This window comes from Streptomyces beihaiensis (assembly GCF_026274175.1).
GTDB classification, from domain to species: domain Bacteria; phylum Actinomycetota; class Actinomycetes; order Streptomycetales; family Streptomycetaceae; genus Streptomyces; species Streptomyces beihaiensis.
This window is the reverse complement of record NZ_JAPHNL010000311.1, coordinates 12,987-31,435: the sequence shown is the minus strand read 5'-3', so window position 1 is coordinate 31,435 and position 18,449 is coordinate 12,987. Positions and strand designations below refer to the sequence as shown.

Annotated in this window: 22 protein-coding genes; 17 read left to right on the top strand and 5 right to left on the bottom strand. The window is 72.5% G+C overall.

The window, feature by feature from the left end:
- Positions 1-100: 100 nt before the first annotated feature.
- The 3 genes from ybaK to OFY01_RS27700 all read right to left on the bottom strand — a co-directional run bounded on the left by ybaK (position 101) and on the right by OFY01_RS27700 (position 3,161).
- Positions 101-607: a Cys-tRNA(Pro) deacylase gene (ybaK, locus tag OFY01_RS27710; protein ID WP_266604469.1), complete on the bottom strand. Its 507-nt coding sequence runs from the start codon at positions 605-607 to the stop codon at positions 101-103.
- A gap of 48 nt (positions 608-655) precedes the next feature.
- Entirely contained in the window at positions 656-1,453 is a 798-nt protein-coding gene (locus OFY01_RS27705) for an LON peptidase substrate-binding domain-containing protein (RefSeq protein ID WP_266604467.1), read from the bottom strand.
- Between the two features lie 106 nt (positions 1,454-1,559).
- On the bottom strand, positions 1,560-3,161 hold the full coding sequence (locus tag OFY01_RS27700) for an oxidoreductase (protein WP_407700437.1): 1,602 nt from the start codon (positions 3,159-3,161) through the stop codon (positions 1,560-1,562).
- Between the two features lie 240 nt (positions 3,162-3,401).
- Between OFY01_RS27700 and hisD the strand changes: the two genes are divergently transcribed.
- The 8 genes from hisD to hisF are packed head-to-tail and all read left to right on the top strand — an operon-like array spanning position 3,402 to position 9,174.
- Complete coding sequence (hisD, locus tag OFY01_RS27695) at positions 3,402-4,745, top strand: histidinol dehydrogenase (RefSeq protein WP_266604445.1); 1,344 nt, start codon at positions 3,402-3,404, stop codon at positions 4,743-4,745.
- Positions 4,742-5,881: a histidinol-phosphate transaminase gene (locus tag OFY01_RS27690; protein ID WP_266604443.1), complete on the top strand. Its 1,140-nt coding sequence runs from the start codon at positions 4,742-4,744 to the stop codon at positions 5,879-5,881. The genes hisD and OFY01_RS27690 overlap by 4 nt, the downstream gene beginning before the upstream one ends.
- Entirely contained in the window at positions 5,878-6,477 is a 600-nt protein-coding gene (hisB, locus tag OFY01_RS27685) for an imidazoleglycerol-phosphate dehydratase HisB (RefSeq protein ID WP_266604441.1), read from the top strand. The genes OFY01_RS27690 and hisB overlap by 4 nt, the downstream gene beginning before the upstream one ends.
- A 1-nt stretch (position 6,478) precedes the next feature.
- Positions 6,479-6,643 carry a hypothetical protein gene (locus OFY01_RS27680; RefSeq protein WP_266604439.1) on the top strand — a complete coding sequence of 55 codons (165 nt, stop codon included), beginning with the start codon at positions 6,479-6,481 and terminating at the stop codon, positions 6,641-6,643.
- Positions 6,644-6,651: 8 nt separating this feature from the next.
- Complete coding sequence (gene hisH / locus OFY01_RS27675) at positions 6,652-7,290, top strand: imidazole glycerol phosphate synthase subunit HisH (protein WP_266604438.1); 639 nt, start codon at positions 6,652-6,654, stop codon at positions 7,288-7,290.
- A gap of 8 nt (positions 7,291-7,298) precedes the next feature.
- Positions 7,299-8,024: a bifunctional 1-(5-phosphoribosyl)-5-((5-phosphoribosylamino)methylideneamino)imidazole-4-carboxamide isomerase/phosphoribosylanthranilate isomerase PriA gene (gene priA / locus OFY01_RS27670; protein WP_266604473.1), complete on the top strand. Its 726-nt coding sequence runs from the start codon at positions 7,299-7,301 to the stop codon at positions 8,022-8,024.
- Positions 8,021-8,422, top strand: coding sequence for a Rid family hydrolase (locus OFY01_RS27665; protein ID WP_266604436.1), 402 nt, complete (start codon positions 8,021-8,023; stop codon positions 8,420-8,422). The genes priA and OFY01_RS27665 overlap by 4 nt, the downstream gene beginning before the upstream one ends.
- Positions 8,419-9,174 carry an imidazole glycerol phosphate synthase subunit HisF gene (gene hisF / locus OFY01_RS27660; protein WP_266604434.1) on the top strand — a complete coding sequence of 252 codons (756 nt, stop codon included), beginning with the start codon at positions 8,419-8,421 and terminating at the stop codon, positions 9,172-9,174. Before OFY01_RS27665 ends, hisF begins: the two co-directional genes overlap by 4 nt.
- Positions 9,175-9,237: 63 nt before the next feature.
- On the opposite strand, the gene OFY01_RS27655 is transcribed toward hisF, so the two are convergent.
- Positions 9,238-9,873 carry a TIGR03085 family metal-binding protein gene (locus OFY01_RS27655; protein ID WP_266604432.1) on the bottom strand — a complete coding sequence of 212 codons (636 nt, stop codon included), beginning with the start codon at positions 9,871-9,873 and terminating at the stop codon, positions 9,238-9,240.
- 82 nt (positions 9,874-9,955) lie between these two features.
- Here OFY01_RS27655 and hisI point away from each other — a divergent pair, with 82 nt between their 5' ends.
- Both hisI and OFY01_RS27645 read left to right on the top strand, forming a co-directional pair.
- The gene (gene hisI, locus OFY01_RS27650; protein ID WP_266604430.1) at positions 9,956-10,342 is read left to right on the top strand and encodes a phosphoribosyl-AMP cyclohydrolase; all 387 of its coding nucleotides are present in this window, start codon (positions 9,956-9,958) and stop codon (positions 10,340-10,342) included.
- 19 nt (positions 10,343-10,361) lie between these two features.
- Positions 10,362-11,867 (top strand): anthranilate synthase component I, encoded by a 1,506-nt coding sequence (locus tag OFY01_RS27645; RefSeq protein WP_266604428.1) that lies wholly within the window; start codon positions 10,362-10,364, stop codon positions 11,865-11,867.
- Between the two features lie 16 nt (positions 11,868-11,883).
- Here the strand turns inward: OFY01_RS27645 and OFY01_RS27640 are convergent, their stop codons facing one another.
- On the bottom strand, positions 11,884-13,077 hold the full coding sequence (locus OFY01_RS27640; RefSeq protein ID WP_407700438.1) for a S53 family peptidase: 1,194 nt from the start codon (positions 13,075-13,077) through the stop codon (positions 11,884-11,886).
- Between the two features lie 360 nt (positions 13,078-13,437).
- On the opposite strand from OFY01_RS27640, the gene OFY01_RS27635 reads away from it, so the two are divergent.
- The 7 genes from OFY01_RS27635 to trpA all read left to right on the top strand — a co-directional run bounded on the left by OFY01_RS27635 (position 13,438) and on the right by trpA (position 18,394).
- Positions 13,438-14,082 (top strand): TIGR02234 family membrane protein, encoded by a 645-nt coding sequence (locus tag OFY01_RS27635; RefSeq protein ID WP_266604426.1) that lies wholly within the window; start codon positions 13,438-13,440, stop codon positions 14,080-14,082.
- Positions 14,083-14,213: 131 nt separating this feature from the next.
- Positions 14,214-14,465, top strand: a complete 252-nt coding sequence (locus tag OFY01_RS27630; RefSeq protein ID WP_266604424.1) for an HGxxPAAW family protein — start codon at positions 14,214-14,216, stop codon at positions 14,463-14,465.
- 113 nt (positions 14,466-14,578) lie between these two features.
- Positions 14,579-15,019: a DUF2752 domain-containing protein gene (locus tag OFY01_RS27625; protein ID WP_266604422.1), complete on the top strand. Its 441-nt coding sequence runs from the start codon at positions 14,579-14,581 to the stop codon at positions 15,017-15,019.
- A 116-nt stretch (positions 15,020-15,135) separates the two neighbouring features.
- The gene (gene trpC / locus OFY01_RS27620) at positions 15,136-15,945 is read left to right on the top strand and encodes an indole-3-glycerol phosphate synthase TrpC (RefSeq protein WP_266604420.1); all 810 of its coding nucleotides are present in this window, start codon (positions 15,136-15,138) and stop codon (positions 15,943-15,945) included.
- Positions 15,946-15,952: 7 nt separating this feature from the next.
- Entirely contained in the window at positions 15,953-16,120 is a 168-nt protein-coding gene (gene trpM / locus OFY01_RS32700) for a tryptophan biosynthesis modulator TrpM (protein ID WP_407700436.1), read from the top strand.
- Between the two features lie 136 nt (positions 16,121-16,256).
- Positions 16,257-17,546, top strand: a complete 1,290-nt coding sequence (trpB, locus tag OFY01_RS27615; RefSeq protein ID WP_266604418.1) for a tryptophan synthase subunit beta — start codon at positions 16,257-16,259, stop codon at positions 17,544-17,546.
- On the top strand, positions 17,543-18,394 hold the full coding sequence (trpA, locus tag OFY01_RS27610; protein ID WP_266604416.1) for a tryptophan synthase subunit alpha: 852 nt from the start codon (positions 17,543-17,545) through the stop codon (positions 18,392-18,394). Before trpB ends, trpA begins: the two co-directional genes overlap by 4 nt.
- Positions 18,395-18,449 lie beyond the last annotated feature (55 nt).

Genomic DNA, 18,449 nt, shown 5'->3' with positions numbered 1-18,449 from the left:
GCTTCCGGCCGGCACGCCGAGAGCACGCACCGGACGCCGCTCCTTGACGGGCAAACGTTGCCTGCCGGAGCACTAGCCGAGGAACGGGGCGCCGCACACGTCAGGCGCGGCTCACCGCAGCGAGCACCGCGTCCGTGAGCGCCGCCAGCGCCTCGGGGGCGAGCTCGACCTCAAGGCCCCTGCGGCCCGCCGACACGCACACCGTGGCGTGGTCGCGCGCCGTCGCGTCGATCACCGTACGGAGCTTCTTGCGCTGGCCCAGCGGCGAGATCCCGCCCCGTACGTATCCGGTCGTCCGTTCGGCGAGCGCCGGGTCGGCCATCGCGGCACGCTTGCCGCCGACCGCCGCGGCGAGCGCTTTGAGGTCGAGCCGGCCCGCCACCGGCACGACGGCGACGGTCAGCTGCCCGTCCACGTCCGCGACGAGCGTCTTGAAGACCCGGTCGGGGGAGACTCCCATCGCCTCGGCGGCCTCCTCGCCGTACGAGGGGTGCTCCGGGTCGTGCTCGTAGGAGTGGACGGTGAACTCCGTCCCGGCCGCGGTGAGCGCGACCGTCGCCGGGGTCGACCCGGACTGCTGCTGTTGCTTCCTGGTCTTCTTCGCCACGTACGTGTTCCTCGCCGGTTCGTTCGCCGGATTCGCTCCGCGGTCGGGTCAGTTGCGGCTGGTCGCCTGGCGGGTCAGCTCCGTCGCGGGCAGCGACGGCAGATGCCGGATGATCGCCGTCTCGGTGCGCAGGAGCTTCAGCTCGTCGCGCAGCCGGGACGCCGCGTCCGGCGCCTGCAGGAGCCGCTGCCGGGTCGGCACGTCGAGCACCGCCGCCGCGGCCACCAGGTACGACACCACAGACGGCTCGTCCGGCAGTTCGGCGCCGGTCGCCAGGGTGCGTTCACGCGCGCCCGCGAGCCGCTTCTGGTACGCGCGAAACGCCCGCAGCACCCCCTCGGCCAGGGCTCCCGCCTCGTCGCCCTCCTCCTCGGCGAGCTCCTCCACCTCGGCCGTCAGATACGGGCCCGAGGCGTCCACCGAGTGCAGCCTCACGCGCCGGGTGCCGGTGGCGAGCACCTCGAAGCTGCCGCCCGACCGCTCTCGGATCGTCGCCGCGTCCGCGATGCAGCCCACCGCGTGGAAGGAGGTGATCGGGTCGTCGCCGAAACCGGCGGCGGCACCGGCCCCCGCCTCCTTCGCCGTGGCGTCGTCCGGCATGCCGATGGAGCTGGGCGCGACCTCGTGGCCGTCGCGGATCGCGACGACGACGAACCGGCGTGCCTCGGACGGCAGTGACGACCCGGACGGCTCCGAGTCGCCGGCCGCGTCGGGGCCGTCGGGGGACGCCTTGAGAAGGTCGCGCATCATGGCGCGATAGCGCTCCTCGAAGACGTTCAACGGCAGCACGAGCCCCGGGAACAGCACCGAGTTGAGCGGGAAGAGAGGAAGCCGGACGGTGGTCACGACGGTCAAGCGTAATGGTCCGGTGCGACAGCGGACCCGTCGCGACCACGTACCCGACCGTCCACGCGGCCGCGCACCTCGCTCGAACCCGCCGCGGGACTCCCCTTCACCCGCGTCGCAGCAGCCGCGTCGCGCCCGCCGCCACCGTCGTCGCCAGGATCCAGCCGGCCAGGACGAGCAGCGCCGCGGCCCACTGCCACGGCCCCGTCATCCGCCAGCTGTGCGCCTGGTCGATGTCGATCACCGGGAGCAGCAGATCCAGTGCGTAGAGGGCCGGACTCCACCGCGGCCCCTCGCCCGGCTGCATCGGCGGGTGCGGCGCGTGCGCGAAGGCCACCGCCCCGGCCGCCCACAGCAGCGCCATCCACAGCGCGGCCCGCCCCGGCCGGTACCCGTAGGCCACCGTCACGTCCTGGAGCCGGCCCCACACCTTCCCGGTCACCGGCAGCGTCTCGCGGCGGCGCCGCTGCTTGGCGAGGAGCACCTCGCGGGCATCGGCGTCCTCGCCGCCCGCCCGCAGCACCGACGCGAGCCGCTCGTACGGCTCCGGGTTGTACTCGGGCGTCGCCGCGGCCAGCCAGTCCAGACGCCGGTTGAGCGAGAAGGACGAGAAGGAACCGGGGCCGGGGCTGACGAGGCTCTCGTACGCGAAGCCGCCGATCCGGATCTGCCCTGGGCCCGGCCAGCTCGTCGACTTGTCGACCAGAGTGACGACCCTCGCGCCGGACAGGACCACCGTGCCGCGCTCGGGGCGCTCGCACAGGAAGCGCAGCTCCGGCGTCTGGATGCGGCGCAGCGAGACCTCCTGCTCGTTGCCGAGCGTGAAACGCGCCGACCCCAGGTCGACCGCGTCCCCGATCCGCCCGTCGTCGAGCCGCAGCCCGCCCACGCACTCGAAGCGCCGCGTGCGGGTGCCGCGGGCCGGAGTGCGGCCGCTGGTGTACGCCGGGTCGCCGACCGCCGCGGGCGTCAGATACAGGGAGCGCCCGACGGTCATCTGCGGCGCGTTCAGGGCGTAGCGCCCGCGCGTGTTGCTCAGCAGGCTGCCGCGCAGGCTCAGCGAGACACCGACGTCGGCCCCGCGCAGGCTCAGCTCGCCGTGCGTCTCCAACAGCTCGGCCTGCAGGTCCTGGCCGACCGAGAGGCCGTCCCCGGCGACGGCCCGGCCGTTGCGGCCGCGGAAGGCGACGGCCTCGTTGAGCAGCAGGTCGGTGCCGATCCGCGCGTCGGTCAGCCGGACGCCGTTGTGGAAGCGGCAGCGCGGCAGATGCAGATCGCCCTCGGTGCGCAGCCGCGCGGCCTCCAGACGCGGCACCGAGCAATCCACCAGCCGCACCGTCGTGAAGTGCGTCTCCGGCAGCACCACCTCCGACTCGAAGCGGCACTGCTTCATCTCGACGTACGGCACGATCGAGCCGCCCGCCAGATCGAGCACGTCCACTATCCGGACACCCTGCAACTTGAGCGAGGGGACCCGGCCGGGCAGCGCGGGCGGCCCGTCGAGCAGCAGCCACGCCACGATCCTGGCCCGCACGCTGCGCTCAGGTCCCCACGGGTGCCCGCCGTGCGGATCGTCCCGGTCCGCGTGTCCGGTGCGCAGGTCGTAGACGCTCCCGTTGCGGAACGCCTGCCACATGCCCACTTCCGCCGCGCTCAGCCCGTCCGGCACGCCCCCGCCGTCGTCACCGTCACCGGTCAGGTAGACCACGCCTGCCGCCCTCCCCGTACGCGCCCCGTCGCCGTACGCGCCCCGTCGCCCCCGTGGGCCCCTGCCGCCCCGCGCGGGCCGTGCATGAGCGTCCTGCCCGCTGGGCGGCGCTCTGAACGCCGTCGGGCGGGGCCGTGCGGCGTGGCCGGAGACAACGACCGAAACCCGCCGTGCCGCCGATGTGTATCAGACCCTGATACGGGCCAGCGGCGGCTTCGGCGCGTCTGAGAGAATTGGACTGTGATCTCTCGAATCGATCTGCGCGGCGCCGCCCTCCCCGAGGGCCAGGCCCTGCGCTCGCTGCTGCCCCGAGCCGACTTCGACGTCTCGGCCGCCCTGGAGAAGGTGCGTCCGATCTGCGAGGACGTGCATCATCGTGGCGACGCGGCGCTGATCGAGTACGCGGAGAAATTCGACGGCGTGACCCTCGAATCGGTCCGGGTCCCCGCCGACGCCCTCGCCAAGGCCCTCGCCGACCTCGACCCCGCCGTGCGCGCCGCCCTGGAGGAGTCCATCGCGCGGGCCCGCAAGGTCCACCGCGCACAGCGCCGAACCAGCCACACCACGCAGGTCGTGCCCGGCGGCTCGGTCACCGAGAAGTGGGTGCCGGTCGAGCGTGTCGGCCTGTACGCGCCGGGCGGCCGCTCCGTCTACCCGTCGTCCGTGATCATGAACGCGGTGCCGGCGCAGGAGGCGGGCGTCGAGTCCGTCGCGCTGGCCTCGCCGCCGCAGAAGCCCGCTTTCGAGAACGATCCGGCCGGGGGCCTGCCGCACCCGACGATCCTCGCCGCCTGCGCGCTGCTCGGCATCGACGAGGTGTACGCGGTCGGCGGCGCCCAGGCTGTCGCCATGTTCGCCTACGGCACCGAGTCCTGCCCGCCCGCCAACATGGTCACCGGCCCCGGCAACATCTGGGTCGCCGCCGCCAAGCGCTACTTCACGGGCCGTATCGGCATCGACACCGAGGCGGGCCCGACCGAGATCGCGGTCCTGGCCGACGCCACCGCCGATCCGGTGCACGTCGCCTCCGACCTGATCAGCCAGGCCGAGCACGACCCGCTGGCGGCCGCCGTCCTGGTCACGGACTCCGAGGAGCTCGCGGACGCGGTCGACCGTGAGGTCGAGCCCCAGGTCGCCGCCACCAAACACGTCGACGACCGGATCATGCCCGCCCTCAAGGGGCGCCAGTCCGCCACCGTCCTGGTCGACGGCCTGGCGGAGGGCCTCAAGGTCGTCGACGCGTACGGCGCCGAGCACCTGGAGATCCAGACGGAGAACGCCGCCGAGGTCGCCCAGCGCGTGAAGAACGCGGGCGCGATCTTCGTCGGCCCCTGGGCCCCGGTCTCGCTCGGCGACTACGCGGCCGGGTCCAACCATGTGCTGCCCACGGGCGGCTGCGCCTGCCACTCCTCGGGCCTGTCGGTCCAGTCGTTCCTGCGCGGCATCCACATCGTGGACTACACGCGCGACGCCCTCGCCGAGGTCGCCCACCACGTGGTGACGCTCGCCGAGGCGGAGGACCTGCCGGCGCACGGTGCGGCCATCAAGGCCCGCTTCGACTGGAAGGTCCCGAAGAACCAGTGAACCGCCCAGCGAACCGCGCGACCCGCATCGACGACCTCCCCGTACGGGACGAGCTGCGCGGCAAGTCCGCGTACGGCGCACCGCAGCTTGACGTGCCCGTCCGCCTGAACACCAACGAGAACCCCTACCCGCTGCCCGAGCCGCTCGTCGCCCGCATCGCCGAACGCGTCGCCGAGGCCGCCCGCGACCTCAACCGCTACCCGGACCGGGACGCGGTCGAGCTGCGCACGGAACTCGCCAAGTACCTCACGCGTACGAGTGGCTACGAGGTCACCCGCGACCAGGTCTGGGCGGCCAACGGCTCCAACGAGGTGCTGCAACAGCTGCTCCAGGCGTTCGGCGGCCCCGGCCGCACGGCGCTCGGCTTCGAACCGTCGTACTCGATGCACCCGCTGCTCGCCCGCGGCACCAACACCGGCTGGACCGGCGTCCCGCGCAAGGCGGACTTCTCGCTCGACGTGCCCGCGGCGATCGAGGCGATCCGCACCCGCAGGCCGCACGTCGTCTTCATCACCAGTCCCAACAACCCCACCGGCAACGCGGTCGCGCCCGAGGACGTGCTCGCGCTGTACGAGGCGGCGGGACCGGGCACGATGGTGATCGTCGACGAGGCGTACACCGAGTTCAGCCACGGCGACTCGCTGCTGCCGCTGATCGAGGGCCGCCCGAACCTGGTGATCTCGCGGACGATGTCCAAGGCGTTCGGCGCGGCCGGTCTTCGGCTCGGTTACCTGGCGGCCGACCCGGCCGTCGTCGAGGCGGTCCAGCTGGTGCGCCTGCCGTACCACCTGTCGGCCGTCAACCAGGCCACGGCGCTGGCCGCCCTGGAGTACACCGACACGCTGCTGAGCTATGTCGAGCAGCTGAAGGCCGAACGCGACCGGATCGTCGACGAGCTGGAGGACCTCGGCTTCGAGGTGACCGCGGCCGACGCCAACTTCGTCCAGTTCGGCGTCTTCGAGGACCCGCACGCCGTCTGGCAGTTCATCCTCGACCGCGGAGTCCTCATCCGCGACAACGGCGTACCGGGACGGCTGCGGGTCTCCGTCGGTACCCCCGCGGAGAACGACGCGTTCCTGGACGCGGCCCGCGAAGTGAAGAAGGCCCAGTTGAACACTCAGGAGCGTGGCGCATGAGCCGGATCGGACGCGTGGAGCGGACGACCAAGGAGACCTCCGTCCTCGTCGAGATCGACCTCGACGGAACCGGAAAGGTCGACGTCTCGACAGGTGTCGGCTTCTACGACCACATGCTCGACCAGCTCGGCAGGCACGGCCTGTTCGACCTGTCGGTGAAGACCGAGGGCGACCTGCACATCGACTCGCACCACACCATCGAGGACACCGCCCTGGCGCTCGGCGCCGCGTTCAAGCAGGCGCTCGGTGACAAGGTCGGCATCTACCGCTTCGGCAACTGCACCGTCCCGCTGGACGAGTCGCTCGCCCAGGTCACGGTCGACCTCTCCGGCCGCCCGTACCTGGTGCACACCGAGCCGGAGAACATGGCGCCGATGATCGGCGAGTACGACACGACGATGACCCGGCACATCCTGGAGTCGTTCGTCGCGCAGGCCCAGGTCGCCCTGCACGTCCACGTCCCGTACGGGCGCAACGCCCACCACATCGTGGAGTGCCAGTTCAAGGCGCTGGCCCGCGCCCTGCGCTACGCGAGCGAGATCGACCCGCGTGCCGCCGCCGCGGGCGTCCTCCCCTCGACGAAGGGTGCCCTCTAGCATGAACGGCACCGCGACCCTGTTCATCGTCCTCGGCCTGTTCCTGCTCGGCGGCGTCATCTCGTTCGTCAAGCAGGGCATGGGCAAGAGCCTCATCGTGCTGCTCTCGATCGGCGCGGGCATGTGCCTGATCGCGGGCGTGCTCCGGCTCGACTACTGGAACTGACGACTGCCATGACCAACAAGAAAGTTGTCGTCTTCGACTACGGCTTCGGCAACGTACGCTCCGCCGAGCGCGCGCTGGCCCGGGCCGGCGCCGACGTGGAGATCACCCGCGACTACGACACGGCGATGGCCGCCGACGGGCTGCTCGTGCCCGGCGTCGGCGCCTTCGCCGCCTGCATGAAGGGCCTGAAGGAGGCGCGCGGCGACTGGATCGTCGGACGCCGCCTGTCCGGCGGACGGCCCGTCATGGGCATCTGCGTCGGCATGCAGATCCTGTTCGCGCGCGGCATCGAGCACGGCGAGGAGGCCGAGGGCCTCGACGAGTGGCCCGGCGTCGTCGAACCCCTCAAGGCCGACGTGGTCCCGCACATGGGCTGGAACACGGTGGACGCGCCGCCGGACTCCGACCTGTTCGCGGGCGTGAACACCGACGAACGCTTCTACTTCGTGCACTCCTACGCGGTCCACCACTGGGACCTGGAAGTCCACAACCCGTCCATCCGCGCGCCGAAGGTCACCTGGGCCACGCACGGCGAGCCGTTCGTGGCCGCCGTGGAGAACGGCGCGCTGTGGGCGACGCAGTTCCACCCCGAGAAGTCCGGCGACGCCGGAGCACAGCTGCTGAAGAACTGGATCGGATCCCTCTGATGAGCGCCGTGAGCAAGCTCGAACTCCTCCCCGCAGTGGACGTCCGCGACGGCCAGGCGGTCCGCCTCGTCCACGGGGAGTCCGGCACCGAGACCTCCTACGGCTCCCCGCTGGAGGCCGCCCTCGCCTGGCAGAACTCCGGCGCCGAGTGGCTGCACCTGGTCGACCTGGACGCCGCGTTCGGCACCGGCGACAACCGCGCCCTGATCGCGGAGGTCACCGGGGCCATGGACATCAAGGTGGAGCTGTCCGGCGGCATCCGCGACGACGCGTCGCTCGCGGCGGCGCTCGCCACGGGCTGCACGCGCGTGAACCTGGGTACCGCGGCGCTCGAATCGCCCGAGTGGGTCGCCAAGGTCATCGCCGAACACGGCGACAAGATCGCGGTCGGCCTCGACGTGCGCGGCACCACGCTGCGCGGCCGCGGCTGGACCCGCGACGGCGGCGACCTCTACGAGACGCTGGAGCGCCTCAACTCCGAGGGCTGCGCCCGCTACGTCGTCACGGACATCGCCAAGGACGGCACGTTGCAGGGCCCGAACCTGGAGCTGCTGAGGAACGTCTGTGCGGCGACCGACCGCCCGGTGGTGGCCTCGGGCGGCGTCTCGTCCCTCGACGACCTGAGGGCCATCGCCGACCTGGTGCCCCTGGGGGTGGAGGGCTCGATCGTCGGCAAGGCGCTGTACGCGAAGGCGTTCACGCTGGAAGAGGCGCTGGAGGCAGTCTCCCGATGACGGACGAGGTGCGGCGCGTGCGCGGCGGGGACTTCTGGGAGGAGTCCTTCGGCTGCGCGCGTGCCGTGGCGGCAGGGGACCGGGTCGTCGTAGGCGGCACGACCGCCTTCCGCGAGAACGTCCTGCACGGCGAGGGCGACCCGTACGAGCAGGCGCGTGTCGCCTTCGCGGGAGCCCTGGAGGCGATCGCGGAGTTCGGGCTCGGCCCCGAGTCCGTGATCCGCACCCGCGTCTACCTGACCCACGCGCGCGACTCCGACGAGGTCGGCCGCGCCCACCACGAGCTGTTCGGCTCGGTGCGCCCCGCGACGACACTGGTGGTCGTCACGGGCTTCGTCGACCCCCGCATCCTGGTCGAAGTAGAACTCGAAGCATTCAGAGGAACCCCGCAGCCATGACCCTCGCCGTACGAGTCATCCCCTGCCTGGACGTGGACAACGGCCGCGTCGTCAAGGGCGTCAACTTCCAGAACCTGCGCGACGCGGGCGACCCCGTCGAGATGGCGAAGGTGTACGACGCCGAAGGCGCGGACGAGCTGACGTTCCTGGACATCACCGCGTCCTCCGGCAACCGCGAGACCACGTACGACGTGGTGCGCCGCACCGCCGAACAGGTCTTCATCCCGCTGACGGTCGGCGGTGGCGTCCGCACGGCCGAGGACGTGGACAAGCTGCTGCGGGCGGGCGCGGACAAGGTCGGCGTCAACACGGCGGCGATCGCCCGCCCCGACCTGATCCGGGAGATCGCCGAGCGCTTCGGCCGCCAGGTCCTGGTCCTGTCGGTGGACGCGCGCCGCACGGAGTCCGGCTCCTTCGAGGTGACGACCCACGGCGGCCGCCGCTCGGCGGGCATCGACGCGGTGGAGTGGGCGCACCGGGCGGCGGAACTCGGCGCGGGCGAGATCCTGCTCAACTCGATGGACGCGGACGGCACGAAGGACGGCTACGACATCGAGATGATCGAGGCCGTGCGCAAGCACGTCTCGGTCCCGGTGATCGCCTCCGGCGGCGCGGGCGCACTCGCCCACTTCCCCCCGGCCGTGGCGGCGGGCGCCGACGCGGTCCTGGCGGCGTCCGTGTTCCACTTCGGGGATCTGCGGATCGGCGAGGTGAAGCAGACGCTGCGGGAGGCGGGGCATCCGGTGCGCTGACGCTTGTGCCGAGCCCCGGCCGCCGCCCTGGCACGCGGGGCGGCGGGCTACGGCTCCGGCGGGCTACAGCCCCAGCGCCTTCCCCTCGCTCAACCGCTCCACCGCCGCCTTGTCGCCGTCCAGTTCCACGTCCGCCACCGCCCGGCGGCCGTAGACGTACATGAGGAGCTCGGACGGCTCTCCGGTCACCGTGACCACCGGCGTGCCGCGGTGGGCCACCGCCGTCTGGCCGTCGGGGCGGCGCAGGACCACGCCGACCGGGGCGCCGCGGCCCATGATCCGGGCCATCCGCTCCAGGCGGGACCACAGCGCGTCGGAGAAGACCGGGTCGAGTTCGCGCGGGGTCCAGTCGGGCCGGGCGCGGCGGACGTCCTCGGTGTGGACGTAGAACTCCACCGTGTTCGCCGCCTCGTCGGCCTGCTTGAGGGCGAACGGGGAGAACCGCGGCGGGCCCGTACGGATCAGCTGGATCAGTTCCTCGTACGGCTTCCGGGCGAACTCCGCCTGCACCCGCTCCAGGCGCGCCGCGAGCTGCTTGACGAGGATCCCGCCCGCCGCGTCGGGGCGGCGCTCGCGCACCACCACGTGGGCCGCGAGGTCCCGCGTCGTCCAGCCCTCGCACAGGGTGGGGGCGTCCGGGCCCGAGGCCTCCAACAGATCGGCCAGCAGAAGACGTTCACGCTTGGCATGGGTCGACATGCCGCAAGCCTACGACCGGGCGGGCCGTCCGCACAGTGGACGGCGGCCGGGCGCGCCGCGCCGGCGCGGCACAATGGACGCCATGAGCAACACCCCCGAGTCCAGCGACCTCGACCCCGCCGTGGCAGCCCGCCTCAAGCGCACCGCGGACGGCCTGGTCCCCGCCATCGCCCAGCAGTACGACACCGGCGAGGTGCTCATGCTCGGCTGGATGGACGACGAGGCGCTGCACCGGACACTCACCACCGGCCGCTGTACGTACTGGTCGCGCAGCCGGCGGGAGTACTGGGTGAAGGGGGACACCTCCGGGCACGTCCAGTACGTGAAGTCGGTCGCGCTCGACTGCGACGGCGACACCCTCCTCGTCAAGGTCGACCAGGTCGGCCCCGCCTGTCACACCGGCACCCGCACCTGCTTCGACGCCCGCGAGCTGCCGGTCACCGGGGCTCGCCCCGATCCCGCCGCCTGACCCCATAGGCTCTGCACCCATGGACCTCGAGACCTTCCGCAAGCTGGCGGCCGACCGCCGAGTGATCCCCGTCAGCCGCAGGCTCCTCGCGGACGGCGACACCCCCGTCGGCCTGTACCGCAAGCTCGCCGCCGAGCGGCCCGGCACCTTCCTGCTCGAGTCCGCCGAGAACGGCCGGTCCTGGTCCCGGTACTCGTTCGTGGGCGTCCGCTCCGCCGGGACCCTCACCGAGCGCGACGGGCAGGCGCACTGGCTGGGCACCGCGCCGGTCGGCGTGCCCGTCGACGGCGACCCGCTGGCCGCGCTGCGCGCCACCGTCGAGGCGCTGCACACCCCGCACCACGAGGGGCTGCCGCCCTTCACCGGCGGCATGGTCGGTTATCTCGGCTACGACATCGTGCGCCGCCTGGAGAAGATCGGCCCCGGCGAACGCGACGATCTGAAGCTGCCCGAGCTGACCATGCTGCTCACCAGCGACCTCGCCGTGCTCGACCACTGGGACGGGTCCGTCCTGCTCATCGCCAACGCGATCAACCACAACGACCTCGACACCGGCGTCGACGAGGCCCACGCCGACGCCGTCGCCCGGCTCGACGCGATGGAGGCCGACCTCGCGAAGCCGGTCGAGTACGACCCGGTCGCGCTGCCGCCGTCCGAGCTGCCCGAGTTCGACGCCCTGTGGGGCGGCGAGCGGTTCCAGGGCGCCGTCGAGGACATCAAGGAGCGGATCAGGGCGGGGGAGGCATTCCAGGTCGTGCCCTCGCAGCGGTTCGAAACCCGGTGCCGTGCCAGTGCGCTGGACGTGTACCGGGTGCTGCGGGCCACCAACCCGTCGCCGTACATGTACCTGTTCCGCTTCCCGTGCGGGGACGGCGAGGCGTTCGACGTCGTCGGGTCGTCGCCGGAGGCACTGGTCAAGGTGGAGGACGGGCGGGCCATGGTGCACCCGATCGCGGGCACCCGGCCGCGCGGCGGCACCCCGCAGGAGGACCAGGAGCTCGCCGACGAGCTGCTCGCCGACCCCAAGGAGCGGGCCGAGCACCTGATGCTCGTCGACCTCGGCCGCAACGACCTGGGGCGGGTCTGCGAACCCGGTTCCGTCGAGGTCGTCGACTTCATGTCGGTCGAGAAGTACTCGCACGTCATGCACATCGTCTCGACGGTGACGGGTCGGGTCGCCGCGGGCCGCACCGCCTTCGACGTGCTCACCGCCTGCTTCCCGGCCGGCACCCTCTCCGGCGCGCCCAAGCCGCGCGCGATGCAGATCATCGACGAGCTCGAACCGTCCCGCCGGGGCCTGTACGGCGGCTGCGTGGGCTACCTGGACTTCGCGGGCGACTCCGACACCGCCATCGCCATCCGTACCGCGCTGTTGCGCGGCGGCACGGCATACGTGCAGGCCGGAGCCGGCGTGGTCGCCGACTCCGACCCGGTCGCGGAGGACACCGAGTGCCGCAACAAGGCGGCCGCCGTCCTGCGCGCGGTGCACACGGCCAACCGGCTCACGCCGAAGGCCCGTTCATAGCGTCACGCGAGGTGTGTCAGCCCGTGAAGGCCGCGGTCCCGTTCGGCACACCCAGGCCGGACGGGCCGTCGTAGCCGCTGCCCGCGGTGCACAGGTACGAGCCGCCGCAGCTGCCGTTGGAGCCGCTGGTCACGTCGTACAGCGAGGACGTGTGCGCGTACGGGAAGGACGCCGGGTACGAGCCCGAGGACGGCGAACCGGCGAGCGCGTACACCGCCGCGATCAGCGGCGAGGAGGCGCTGGTGCCGCCGAAGACCATCCAGCCGGTGGCCTGACGGTAGGTGTCGTAGACCGCGACGCCGGTGTTCGGGTCGGCGACCGCGGAGACGTCGGCGACGGTGCGGTTGGAGCAGCCGCTGTCCGTCTGCCAGCTGGGCTTGGCGTCGTCGGCCGAGCAGCCGGAGCCCGCGCCGCTCCACACGCTGTCGGTCCAGCCGCGGGAGTTCGAGGACGACTTCAGGGACGTGCCGCCCACCGCCGTCACGTACTTCGAGGCGGCCGGGTACTCGACGCCGTAGCCGTTGTCGCCGGAGGAGACGGTGATGGCGACGCCCGGGTGGTTGAAGTAGGTCTGGTCGTACGACGAGTCGCTGGAGGACTCACCGCCGCCGTAACTGTTGGAGACGAACTTCGCGCCCTTGCTCACGGCGGTGTTGACCGCCGTGCCCAGGTTCGTCATCGACGCCGTCTTCGCCTCGACGAGCATGATGTGGCAGTTCGGGCACGCCGCGCTCACCATGTCGAGGTCGAGCGAGATCTCCTCGGCCCAGCCGGAGTCGCCGCGCGGGTAGTGGGTGCCGCCGTTCTGGTCGTACTTCGAGAAGCAGCCGTTGGCCGTGGTGCAGGCGGGCAGCCCGTACTGCGAGCGGTAAGTCGCCAGGTCGGCCTCGGCGTTCGGGTCGTCGTAGGCGTCCACGATCGCCACCGTCTGGCCCGAACCGCCGGTCGCGGAGGGCAGGTTGTACGCGGCCTGGAGGGACGCCGGGCCGTACCCGGAGGGCGCCGCGGCCGCCGTCAGGTCGCTCTCGGCGTGCGCCGACTTCGGCGTGCCCGCGGTGACTTGGAGGGCGCCGCACGCCATGACGTCCTTCTTGGTCGGCGTCGCGCACGCGTGGGCGGTGGTGACTCCGTGCGCCGTCGACAACGTAGCGGGCGCTGCCTGGCTGCCGGGCGCGGTGAACGCCAGGGCTGCCGCGGCCATCGTGGCCATGGCGGACAGGGAGAGTGCTCTTCGCAACGTACTTCCTCCGTGAGGTGGGTGAACCTGGAGTGATGTGCGGGTCCCGCTGTACGGCCCGGGGCACGGGGTGCGCGTCCCGGGCGGGCCGAACGTATGTGTGTCGAGAGCACGTCAATAGAGGGATCAATGAATCCGTGCTTCCGCTTTGCCTGAAAGGGCGTTCGATGACCTGTTCCTGACAACAAGATGAACGAAGCCTTGCGCACGCATGGTTGACCGGTGCCGCACCCGGTCTCCGTGCCCATCCGCCCCGCCCGCGCCGCCCCGACGACGTGACGTGGCGCACTCCTGCCGCCCCCGCGTCACATACGTCCGCACAAAGGGGTGATAGTGGAGTACGTGACTGCCGTACCGCACCCCCGTACCGAAGCCGAGCCCGCCGCGTCACCGCGAGGCGGCCGACGCAGCCTCGCCGCAGCCCTGCTCCTCGGAGCGGCGGGCGCCGCGGTCGCGCTGCTCGCCTCGCGCGAGGAGTGGTGCTCCGGTGTCGCCTCCGTCGCCGGCGGCACGCTGCCGCTGACCGTCAAGGGCAGCGACGTCACGGGCGTCCCCGCTGCCCTGGCCATAGTCGGCCTCGCCGCCCTCGTCGCGGTCTTCGCCGTGCGCCGCGCCGGACGCGTCCTGGTCGCCGCGCTGCTCGCGCTCAGCGGGGCGGGCGCCGTCGCCGCGGCCGTCCTCGGCGCCGACGACAGCTCCGCCCTCGACGCGAAGGCCGCCCAGGCGTCCGGCAACACCGCGGCCACCATCGACGCGCTCAGCCACACCGCCTGGCCGTACGTCGCGGCGGCCGGCGGCCTGCTCATCCTGGCCGCCGGGATCCTCGCCGTGATCTACGGCGCGGCCTGGCCCTCCATGGGCGGCCGCTACGAGCGCTCCGGCGCACCCCGCGCGCGCCGGGCCAAGCCCGTCGACCCCGACCGCCCCGAGGATCTGTGGAAGGCTCTCGACCGCGGCGAGGACCCGACCGGCGCCTGACGACCCCCCCTTGCGGCGTTTGCGCGCGCGTACGGGACAATGGGCAGGCACACACGAACGCTGTACGCCGCCTCGCGCCGCGCGACGGACCGAGCGCGTACGCACAGGCCATAAGCAATGAGGAGCAAGCCATGGCGGACACCAGCCACGGACACACCCCGGCCGCCTGGACCGGCGTCATCATCGCCTTCATCGGTTTCTGCGTCGCCGGTGCCTTCATGGTGATGGGCAACGCGGCCGGCTTCTGGGTCGGCATGGGCCTGCTCGCGGTCGCCGCGGTCGTCGGCGGCGTGATGAGCGCGGCCGGCCTCGGCAAGCCCAAGGGTGCCCCGGCGCAGCCCTCCGCCACGGCCGCGCCGCAGACCGCGGCCTCGGAGGCCTGAGCGGGACGCACTCCCGTACGTGAAAGGGGTGGGGCGGCGACCAGGTGTTCGCCGCCCCACCCCTTTGCGCCGCTCCGGGCGCGCCCGAGCCGGCCCCGGCACAGAATGCACGGGTGACCGCCCACCCGCGGCCCCGGCCCGCCGACACGCCCGGACCGACCGCCGCCCACAGATTCGCTCTTCCGGCGGGACTGCTCGCCGCCGTCGCCGCGGCCTTCGCCTACGTCGGCGTCGTCGATCCCGGCGAGCCCGGGCACTACCCCGCCGACCCGCTGCTGCGACTCACCGGTCTCTACTGCCCCGGCTGCGGCGGCCTGCGCGGCGCGCACGCCCTGGTCCACGGCGACCTGGTCGCCTCCCTGCACGACAACGCCCTGGCCGTCGCCGGATACGCGCTGGTCGCCGTGCTGTGGACGGTGTGGGTGGTGCGGGCGGCGCGGGGGCGGCCGTTCGGGCTGCGCCTCGGCCGCGCCCACCTGTGGACGCTGGCCGCCGTCGTCCTCGCCTTCACGGTTGTCCGGAACCTGCCGTTCGGCGGCTTCCTGCACCCTTGATCCCCATGGATCTGTCCAGGTGGTGAGCGGGGCGTCAACCGGATGCGGGGGCTTCGCCCTCCTGCGGATACCATCGACATGACCGTAAGGACCGCCCAGGAAAGGGGGCCGCTCGCGTGAGTGTGCTCGACGAGATCATCGACGGAGTCCGCGCCGACCTTGCCGAGCGGCAGGCGCGCGTCAGCCTCGACGAGCTCAAGGAGCGCGCGGCGAAGGCCCCGGCCGCCAAGGACGGCATCGCCGCCCTGCGCGGAGACGGTGTCAAGGTCATCTGCGAGGTCAAGCGTTCCAGCCCCTCCAAGGGCGCCCTCGCCGCGATCGCCGACCCCGCCGCCCTCGCCGCCGACTACGAGGCGGGCGGCGCCGCCGTGATCTCCGTCCTCACCGAGCAGCGCCGCTTCGGTGGATCGCTCGCCGATCTGGAGGCGGTCCGCGCCAAGGTCGACGTCCCGATCCTGCGCAAGGACTTCATCGTCACGTCGTACCAGCTGTGGGAGGCGCGCGCGTACGGCGCCGACCTCGCCCTGCTGATCGTGGCGGCCCTGGAGCAGCCCGCCCTGGAGTCCCTCATCGAGCGCGCCGAGTCCATCGGCCTCACCCCGCTCGTGGAGGCGCACGACGAGGACGAGGTCGACCGCGCCGTCGACGCCGGGGCCAAGGTCATCGGTATCAACACCCGCAACCTCAAGGACCTCACCGTCGACCGCGGCACCTTCGAGCGCGTCGCCCCCGACATCCCGGCGGGCATCGTGAAGGTCGCCGAGTCGGGCGTGCGCGGCCCGCACGACCTGATCGCGTACGCCAACGCGGGTGCGGACGCCGTCCTCGTGGGCGAGTCCCTGGTGACGGGCCGCGACCCCAGGGCGGCCGTCGCCGACCTCGTCGCGGCGGGCGCCCACCCGGCCCTGCGCCACGGAAGGGCCTGACCCCGTCATGCCCGTCGCCGCCCGCCACCGCCCTCAGACCAGGCGCTGCGCGCCGCCCCCCTGGCATCGCGGCTGCCGGGCCCCGGCGCGCCGCGTCCTGGGCAGGCGGGTCCGCTACCACATCGGCGCGGAACCGGGCCAGGTGAAGGGCATGCGATGGCGGTGCGCCCCGTAAGGGGCGCGGGACTCTGCTCGATATGCGGCTCCGCCGCGCGGGCGCGACCAACCACCGACGGCCCGAGACAGAGCGACCACCCCGAGCCCCCACGGCGATCAGTCACCACACCACAGACTCACCGTGAGGTACACGCATGTCCAGCGACTTCTTCATCCCCGATCCGGAAGGGCGGACCCCGAACCCCGAAGGCTACTTCGGCCCGTTCGGCGGAAAGTTCATCCCGGAAGCCCTCGTCGCCGCGGTCGACGAGGTGGCGGTCGAGTACGAGAAGGCCAAGCACGACCCGGCCTTCGCCCGCGAGCTCGACGACCTCCTGGTCCACTACACCGGCCGCCCCTCCGCCCTCACCGAGGTGCCCCGGTTCGCCGAACACGCCGCGGGCGCCCGCGTCTTCCTCAAGCGGGAGGACCTGAACCACACCGGCTCGCACAAGATCAACAACGTGCTCGGCCAGGCCCTGCTCACCAGGCGCATGGGCAAGACCCGCGTCATCGCCGAGACCGGCGCGGGCCAGCACGGCGTCGCCACCGCCACCGCGTGCGCGCTCTTCGGCCTCGACTGCACCATCTACATGGGCGAGATCGACACGCGGCGCCAGGCCCTGAACGTGGCCCGGATGCGCATGCTCGGCGCCGAGGTCGTCGCCGTGAAGTCCGGCAGCCGCACCCTCAAGGACGCCATCAACGAGGCGTTCCGCGACTGGGTCGCCAACGTCGACCACACGCACTACCTGTTCGGCACGGTCGCCGGACCCCACCCGTTCCCCGCGATGGTCCGCGACTTCCACCGGGTCATCGGCGTCGAGGCCCGCCGCCAGATCCTGGAGCGCGCCGGGCGGCTGCCGGACGCCGCGGTCGCCTGCGTCGGCGGCGGCTCCAACGCCATCGGCCTGTTCCACGCGTTCATCCCGGACGCCGGGGTCCGCCTGGTCGGCTGCGAACCGGCCGGGCACGGCGTGGAGACCGGGGAGCACGCGGCGACCCTGACGGCCGGCGAACCGGGCATCCTGCACGGCTCGCGCTCCTACGTCCTCCAGGACGACGAGGGCCAGATCACCGAGCCGTACTCGATCTCGGCAGGACTCGACTACCCGGGCATCGGCCCCGAGCACGCCTACCTCAAGGACAGCGGCCGCGGCGAGTACCGCGCCGTCACCGACGACGCGGCGATGCAGGCGCTGCGCCTGCTCTCGCGCACCGAGGGCATCATCCCGGCCATCGAGTCCGCGCACGCCCTCGCGGGCGCCATCGAGGTCGGCAAGGAGCTCGGCAAGGACGGGCTGATCGTCGTCAACCTCTCCGGGCGCGGCGACAAGGACATGGACACGGCGGCCCGCTACTTCGGCCTGTACGACACCGGTACCGACGGCGAGGTCGCCGCGGACGCGGCCGACACCGCAGAGATCGAGGGGGACGCCAAGTGAGCGGCACCATCCACCTGCTGGAGCGCACCCTCGCGGAGGCGAAGGCCGAGGGTCGCGCCGCCCTCATCGCCTACCTGCCCGCCGGTTTCCCGACCGTCGACGGCGGTATCGAGGCGGTCAAGGCGGCCTTCGACGGCGGCGCCGACGTCGTCGAGGTCGGCCTGCCGCACAGCGACCCCGTCCTGGACGGTCCGGTCATCCAGACCGCCGACGACATCGCGCTGCGTGGCGGCGTACGGATCAAGGACGTCATGCGCACGGTGCGCGAGGCGTACGAGGCCACCGGGAAGCCGGTGCTCGTCATGACGTACTGGAACCCCGTCGACCGCTACGGCGTCGAGCGGTTCACCGCCGAACTGGCCGAGGCGGGCGGCGCGGGCTGCATCCTGCCCGACCTGCCGGTGCAGGAGTCGGCGACGTGGCGCGAGCACGCCGCCAAGCACGACCTGGCGACGGTCTTCGTCGTGGCGCCCAGCAGCAAGGACGAGCGCCTGACCACGATCACGGCGGCAGGCTCCGGTTTCGTCTACGCGGCGTCCCTCATGGGTGTCACCGGCACCCGCGAGTCCGTCGGCCACCAGGCCGAGGACCTCGTGCGCCGCACCAGGGCCACCACCGACCTGCCGGTCTGCGTGGGCCTCGGCGTCTCCGACGCCCGGCAGGCCAAGGAGGTCGCCTCCTTCGCCGACGGCGTCATCGTCGGCTCCGCGTTCGTGAAGCGGATGCTCGATGCCGGTGGCACCGACGGCCCTGCCGGCCCTGCCGGCCCTGCCGACCCGTCGGCCGGCGCCGCCGCCGTCCGCGCCCTCGCGGCGGAGCTCGCCGCGGGTGTACGAGGCGACGTCTAGTGCCGCATCAGGCAACGTTCGCCCCGTCTTGAGTTGCCCCGTGCGCCTTGCGGTG

What these genes read in the sequence shown, in the direction of transcription:
- hisB (WP_266604441.1), top strand. Translation starts at nt 5,878, where the DNA reads ATGAGCCGGATCGGACGCGTGGAGCGGACGACCAAGGAGACCTCCGTC.
- OFY01_RS27680 (WP_266604439.1), top strand. Translation starts at nt 6,479, where the DNA reads ATGAACGGCACCGCGACCCTGTTCATCGTCCTCGGCCTGTTCCTGCTC.
- hisH (WP_266604438.1), top strand. Translation starts at nt 6,652, where the DNA reads ATGACCAACAAGAAAGTTGTCGTCTTCGACTACGGCTTCGGCAACGTA.
- OFY01_RS27665 (WP_266604436.1), top strand. Translation starts at nt 8,021, where the DNA reads ATGACGGACGAGGTGCGGCGCGTGCGCGGCGGGGACTTCTGGGAGGAG.
- hisF (WP_266604434.1), top strand. Translation starts at nt 8,419, where the DNA reads ATGACCCTCGCCGTACGAGTCATCCCCTGCCTGGACGTGGACAACGGC.
- OFY01_RS27655 (WP_266604432.1), bottom strand. Translation starts at nt 9,873, where the DNA reads ATGTCGACCCATGCCAAGCGTGAACGTCTTCTGCTGGCCGATCTGTTG.
- hisI (WP_266604430.1), top strand. Translation starts at nt 9,956, where the DNA reads ATGAGCAACACCCCCGAGTCCAGCGACCTCGACCCCGCCGTGGCAGCC.
- OFY01_RS27645 (WP_266604428.1), top strand. Translation starts at nt 10,362, where the DNA reads ATGGACCTCGAGACCTTCCGCAAGCTGGCGGCCGACCGCCGAGTGATC.
- OFY01_RS27640 (WP_407700438.1), bottom strand. Translation starts at nt 13,077, where the DNA reads ATGGCCACGATGGCCGCGGCAGCCCTGGCGTTCACCGCGCCCGGCAGC.
- OFY01_RS27630 (WP_266604424.1), top strand. Translation starts at nt 14,214, where the DNA reads ATGGCGGACACCAGCCACGGACACACCCCGGCCGCCTGGACCGGCGTC.
- trpM (WP_407700436.1), top strand. Translation starts at nt 15,953, where the DNA reads ATGCCCGTCGCCGCCCGCCACCGCCCTCAGACCAGGCGCTGCGCGCCG.
- trpB (WP_266604418.1), top strand. Translation starts at nt 16,257, where the DNA reads ATGTCCAGCGACTTCTTCATCCCCGATCCGGAAGGGCGGACCCCGAAC.